Genomic DNA, 5,468 nt, shown 5'->3' with positions numbered 1-5,468 from the left:
TTGGTATAAGGGGGAGGTTCCTGGCCTGCTTGATCCTTTCACCGGAAGCGGCACGCTCGCCATCGAGGCAGCTCTCTGGGCAAGTGACCGTGCCCCAGGGTTGGTAACTGCCCGAAAGTTCAACTTCCTCAGTCTTCCCTTCCATGACCCAGATCTCTGGGATGATGTGGTGGATGAAGCTGTCGAGAGAGCTGAGAAAGCAAAGGACCGCAAGATTTCCATCTATGCATGGGACAATAATCCTAAGGCCGTGGCTATTGCAAGAAAGAACGCTGAGCTAGCCCAAGTGGATCACCTGATCGACTTCCGGATACAAGACTTCCTAACCCTTACCAAGGACGATGTTCCAGCCGACCATGGTTACATCATCACCGATCCTCCCTATGGGCTGAGGATGGAAAGTGATGGGGATCTTCGCTCTCTCTATCGAAAGATCGGAAGCCAGCTAAGCAGCCTTTTTGGTGGATGGAACGTAGCCCTGCTGTGTGGACAGCAAGAGCTGTTGAGCTATGTTGACATGAAACCCGATAGGACCAACACGGTAAACAACGGCGGGGTTACGTGCCAGATCGCCCACTACTATGTATTCACTCCCGAAGAACGACAGCAGATGATCGAACGTGCAATCGCCCGTAAGCAGGAACGACTTGCCCAGCCCTTGAGCGAGGGAGCCCAGATGGCATACAACCGTTTGGTCAAGAACATTTCTGCTATCACTCCCATCATGGAAAGCCAGGGAGTCACCTGCTACCGTATCTATGATGCAGATATGCCGGAGTACAGCGCGGCAATCGATCTGTATGAAGGCAAGTATATCAGTCTTCAGGAGTATGCCCCCCCAAGCACCATTGAGGAAGAGTCAGCACTCAGACGATTGGGGGAACTCATTGATGCCACTGAACGAGCAACAGGTATTGATCGCGAACAGATCTACGTAAAACAGCGAACTCCCCAGAAAGGTGAGAAACAGTACGAGAAGATGGCAAGCAGCGACCGGTTCTACATCATCAATGAAAATGATGCCAAGTATCTGGTGAACTTCACCGACTATCTGGATACCGGAATCTTCCTTGACCACCGTCCTATCCGTGCAGAGATTGCCAAGATGGCGGAAGGTAAGCGGTTCCTTAACCTGTTCTGCTATACGGGAACCGCCACAGTACAGGCTGCCAAGGGAGGAGCACTAAGCACAGTAAGTGTTGATGCATCCACTACCTACCTTGACTGGGCAACGAAGAACATGGAGCTTAATGGTTTTACCGGGATGAACCACTTCTTCTATAGAAGCGATTGTATTGAATTCCTGTTCGATACCTACGACCGGTACGACCTCATCTTCTGTGATCCCCCAACCTTTTCAAATGGAAAGGGACGGGATACCTTCGATGTCTATCGAGACCAGGTTCGCTTGATCAAGGCATGTATGATGCATCTCGATGAGAAAGGCACCTTGATCTTCAGCAACAACTTCCGGAAATTCAAGATGGATGAGCGACTTCTTGAAGAGTATGACATCCAGGATATTTCGAAAGAGACCATTGCAGAGGATTTTGCCCGTGACCAGAAGATTCACCAGACTTACCTGATCAAGCATCGTCCAATTGCCAAGATCAAGCAGGTAAAACCTGCCCCCAAGAAGGTAATTCGAAAAAAATAGTCTTCCTACAGGCTCCCTGGTTTCAGGGAGCCTTCTTTTCAGGAGTAAAGCACTGTGCAAGACGTAACCCTTACCTGCCCCCACTGCAAGTGGGAACACCCCCATACCCTTACCCCGTTCATAGACCTCCAAAAACAACCAAAGCAGAGATTGGGTATCCTTACCGATAGCCTCTTCAGTGTCACCTGTCCTGCTTGCAAGAGACAGTACACGGTACTGCATGAACTACTGGTGGTAGATGAAACTACAAAATGGGCAATGATGCTCATTCCAAACACCGAGCACAAGCAGGTGGATGGGAAGGTAACAGGACGGGAGGGCCTCGACTCCTACACACTAAGACTGGTTAGTTCAACAGCCGCCCTGAAAGAGAAACTCCTGATCTGGGAGCAAGGCCTGGATGACCGCACTGTAGAACTATGCAAGCTCTACCTCTCCCTCCAGCTACAGGAAACAGAATACCAGCTCTTCTTCACGGAACAGGAAAAAGAGGGGGATACGTTGTACTTCACGGTTCTCAACAAGGATGGATCCCTCGAGGGATCCATCAGTTGTGAGTTTGGTCTGTATAGTCAGCTCCACGTGAATGCAGTATCCTTCCCTCTCCAGAAAGGATACTTCTCACGTATAGACAGGCAGTGGGCTGAACAGAGCATCAGAAACAGCGTTGCCCAGTAACCTTGTTGCAGGTATCGCACTGATAACAGATCTCATGCTCCATCACATCTCCCTTCGCATAGCTTTCAATGCTCTTGAGCGTCGTGAGTGCTATATTCTGGAGAGCTTCCTTGGTAAGGAACGCCTGATGACTGGTGACCAGTACATTGGGCATCGAGATCAGGAGCATAAGGATGTCATCATCAAGGATGGTGGTGCTTCTATCCTCATAGAAGAGTTCAGCCTCCTCCTCGTACACATCCAGTGCGGCTCCTCCAATCTTCTTGCTCCGAATGCCTTCCAAGAGTGCCAGGCTGTCAACCAAGGCACCACGAGAGGTGTTGATCAATACAACCCCGTCTTTCATCTTGGCGATACTCTCCCGACCTACCAGATGGAAGGAATCCTCTGTCAGGGGACAATGGAGGCTTATGATGTCACTCTCCCTGCAAAGCTCATCAAAACTGCAATAGTCAACGGAAATCGAATCATTGGGATAGGGATCATAGGCAAGGACCCGCATCCCGAACCCTTTGCAGATGTCGATGAATACCCGTCCAATCTTACCAGTCCCTACAACCCCGATGGTCTTTCCATGGAGGTCAAAACCAACCAAACCATTGAGACTGAAATTGAACTCACGGGTTCTCACATAACTGTGGTGTGTCTGCCTCACCAAGCTCAGCAGAAGTGCCATTGCATGCTCTGCAACAGCATAGGGTGAGTATGCAGGTACCCTGACAATATGAATCTTTCCGAAGGATGCCTTGAAATCAATGTTGTTGTATCCTGCACAACGCATGGCAAGGAGACGAACACCACCTTGATACAAATCATCGATCACTTGTTCATCAATGGTATCGTTCACAAAAGCACAGACCACCTCATACCCATTGGCGAGTGGAGCTGTCTTATGGTTGAGCTTCGATTCAAAATAGGTGATTTCCACCTGATAATCACCTGAGAAATGATCAAACCAAACCTTGTCATAGGGCTTGGTATCAAAAAAAGCTATTTTGGTCATGAAAATATCTCCCAATAAAAGCAAAGGGACGGAAAACCCGTCCCAATCTCTTACAATACCACTTCTTCCAGCACATCGATCAACAGTTGGTAATCCCCGTCAATCGCGCTGATATCAGCTTCTAGCAATCGGTCCGGGTCGACCATCGACCAGTCGATGTCAAAACCCGCATGTACCGATAGCTGGTAGAAGAACAGTCGAGCTGCCCTTCCATTTCCATCTCTGAACGGGTGAAGGGCCTCAATTTCTCCCATAAAGAAAGCGAGGTCGTTGATAAAGATCTCCCGATCCAATCCTTTGAGGTAGTGTTCTTTCCTGAGACGGCTGAAAATATCCTCTGCAGCGCTCTCGATAAATGTAGGATGGCAGAAAACGGTCCTCTTTGCAGCAACGGTGGTTCGAATCTGGCCGGCTGAGGGATAGACGTCACTGAACATTCTTCCATGAATGGTTTTCAGATATTCGAAATCATAGGTATTGTCTACCGACTCAGTAAGCATCTCTGCGGTACGTAAGTTGGCCAGGGATGCCTCCACTTTTCTCAGTTTTGATCGTTCCTTGATCGAAAAAAAGTTAACCAAGGTAGAGGTATCGGGATAGACAGAGAGCTCATCTGAGGTTTTGGTGTACTGCATTGCAAGTCCGTGTTCCTCAATATACCGCTGGATCAATTCATCTGCTGTAGACTCTTCCTCCAGGATGGAACGTGCACTTTGTTCCTCTTCCTCGGAGAATTCATATCCTTCCGCCTCGTGGTTGAACCTGATGTAGTCGATGCATGCTTGCACACGGCCTGATTTCATAAAAACACTAACCATCCTTTTATCGCACCGGACCTTAGGTAATCCAGTGCAATAGTATCATGAAGGGGACGTACCCGTCTCGGTCTATGATATCCATACCAAAGAAGAGAGGTCAAGGCACAGGTGTAAGAAAAGAGCCCATTGCTGGGCTCTTTATCCAGGAATTTGTGTCTCTCCCTAGAAGGAGAAGCCCATATAGACAGTACCCTCAGCAAATTGTGGCATGCTGCTGGTTCCCTCGCTGAGAATTAGGCCGTACTTGGCGCTTGCTCCCATGCTGAAGGTCTTGTTGAAGTGGTACTCCAACGCAGCCTTCGCGAAGGCACCGTAGAGGAATGCATCCCCACTGTCGGTTGCCAAGTCAGGTCCCCAGGTGAGGAAACCACCAAGGCCGATATCGAAATCAGTCTTACCCATGCTGATGTTCAGCATCGGAGCAACGGATATGGTACCTGCCTGATCGAAGTTGGCAAATGCAGGTCCAATATCGAAAGCGATTACATCGTTAAATACATCTCTCCAACTATTGATGAGGTACGGAGAATAAGCAAGACCAAGGTCAACACCCAAGCCAAGTGAGTCATTGAAGGTCACCAGGTTCTCCATATGCAATCCAAGTTCAGCTTGCAGATTGAACCTATGATAGTCGTCGGTACTGGATCTGCTGAGTGCAGGGCTCTGGAAGTTGAAGGTGCCACCCATGGTAAGGGTTGTACGTGATCGGCTTTCCACTTCCTTCTTCTCTTCTACAGGCTCTTCAGCTACAGGAACAGCTTCTTCTGCTGGTTCTTCAGCTACCACTTCCTCTGTTACAGGAACCGGCTCTTCAGCGACCACTTCTTCAGCTACAGGAACCACTTCCTCTGCTGGCTCTTCAGCGACCACTTCCTCAGCTACAGGAACCACTTCTTCTGCTGGCTCTTCAGCGACTACTTCCTCAGCAACAGGAACCACTTCCTCTGCTGGCTCTTCAGCGACCACTTCCTCAGCTACAGGAACCACTTCTTCTGCTGGTTCTTCAGCTACTACTTCCTCAGCTACGGGAGCTGGCTCTTCTGCAACCATTTCCTCGACTGCAGGAACAGGTTCACTGGCCACCACGGGAACTTCTTCTTCGGGTGGGAACATCGCTTCTGCCACCGAGATTGCACTTCCACTAAAATGTACCCCATCATACGATTGCTGGAGATAGAGAGCATGGTCTACCGTCCCGTCAAGCCCACGCTCGGTGTAGCTGGTGACAGAAGAGTCGACTACAGTCCAGTTATCCTCTTCCTCCCCATCAACTTGGTAGCGGAAGGTTGTTACCAAGGGGTCTTCCAGCAAC

General features: G+C 49.4%; 5 protein-coding genes. 2 read left to right on the top strand and 3 right to left on the bottom strand.

Features of this window, described 5'->3' with window-relative positions:
- On the top strand, positions 1 to 1,657 hold a 1,657-nt coding region (rlmKL, locus tag JF818_RS00360), incomplete at its 5' end, for a bifunctional 23S rRNA (guanine(2069)-N(7))-methyltransferase RlmK/23S rRNA (guanine(2445)-N(2))-methyltransferase RlmL (protein WP_198890016.1).
- Positions 1,658 to 1,711: 54 nt separating this feature from the next.
- Positions 1,712 to 2,335 (top strand): CpXC domain-containing protein, encoded by a 624-nt coding sequence (locus tag JF818_RS00355; protein ID WP_198890015.1) that lies wholly within the window; start codon positions 1,712 to 1,714, stop codon positions 2,333 to 2,335.
- Here the strand turns inward: JF818_RS00355 and JF818_RS00350 are convergent.
- From JF818_RS00350 to JF818_RS00340, 3 genes are all read right to left on the bottom strand, one after another.
- Positions 2,313 to 3,338: a 2-hydroxyacid dehydrogenase gene (locus tag JF818_RS00350; RefSeq protein ID WP_198890014.1), complete on the bottom strand. Its 1,026-nt coding sequence runs from the start codon at positions 3,336 to 3,338 to the stop codon at positions 2,313 to 2,315. The genes JF818_RS00355 and JF818_RS00350 overlap by 23 nt on opposite strands.
- A 50-nt stretch (positions 3,339 to 3,388) precedes the next feature.
- Positions 3,389 to 4,141, bottom strand: coding sequence for a Fic family protein (locus tag JF818_RS00345; protein WP_233065228.1), 753 nt, complete (start codon positions 4,139 to 4,141; stop codon positions 3,389 to 3,391).
- A 177-nt stretch (positions 4,142 to 4,318) separates the two neighbouring features.
- Positions 4,319 to 5,468, bottom strand: a 1,150-nt coding sequence (locus JF818_RS00340) for a hypothetical protein (RefSeq protein WP_198890012.1), incomplete at its 5' end; no start/stop codon positions are given.

This window comes from Sphaerochaeta sp. S2, from assembly GCF_016406725.1.
Lineage (GTDB): Bacteria > Spirochaetota > Spirochaetia > Sphaerochaetales > Sphaerochaetaceae > Sphaerochaeta.
Note: the sequence above shows the minus strand (reverse complement) of the source record. Positions and strands in the feature narration are given on the sequence as shown.

Bases quoted from the DNA above. Each gene is read 5' to 3' on its own strand.
- JF818_RS00350 (WP_198890014.1), bottom strand. From the start codon at position 3,338: ATGACCAAAATAGCTTTTTTTGATACCAAGCCCTATGACAAGGTTTGG.
- JF818_RS00345 (WP_233065228.1), bottom strand. From the start codon at position 4,141: ATGAAATCAGGCCGTGTGCAAGCATGCATCGACTACATCAGGTTCAAC.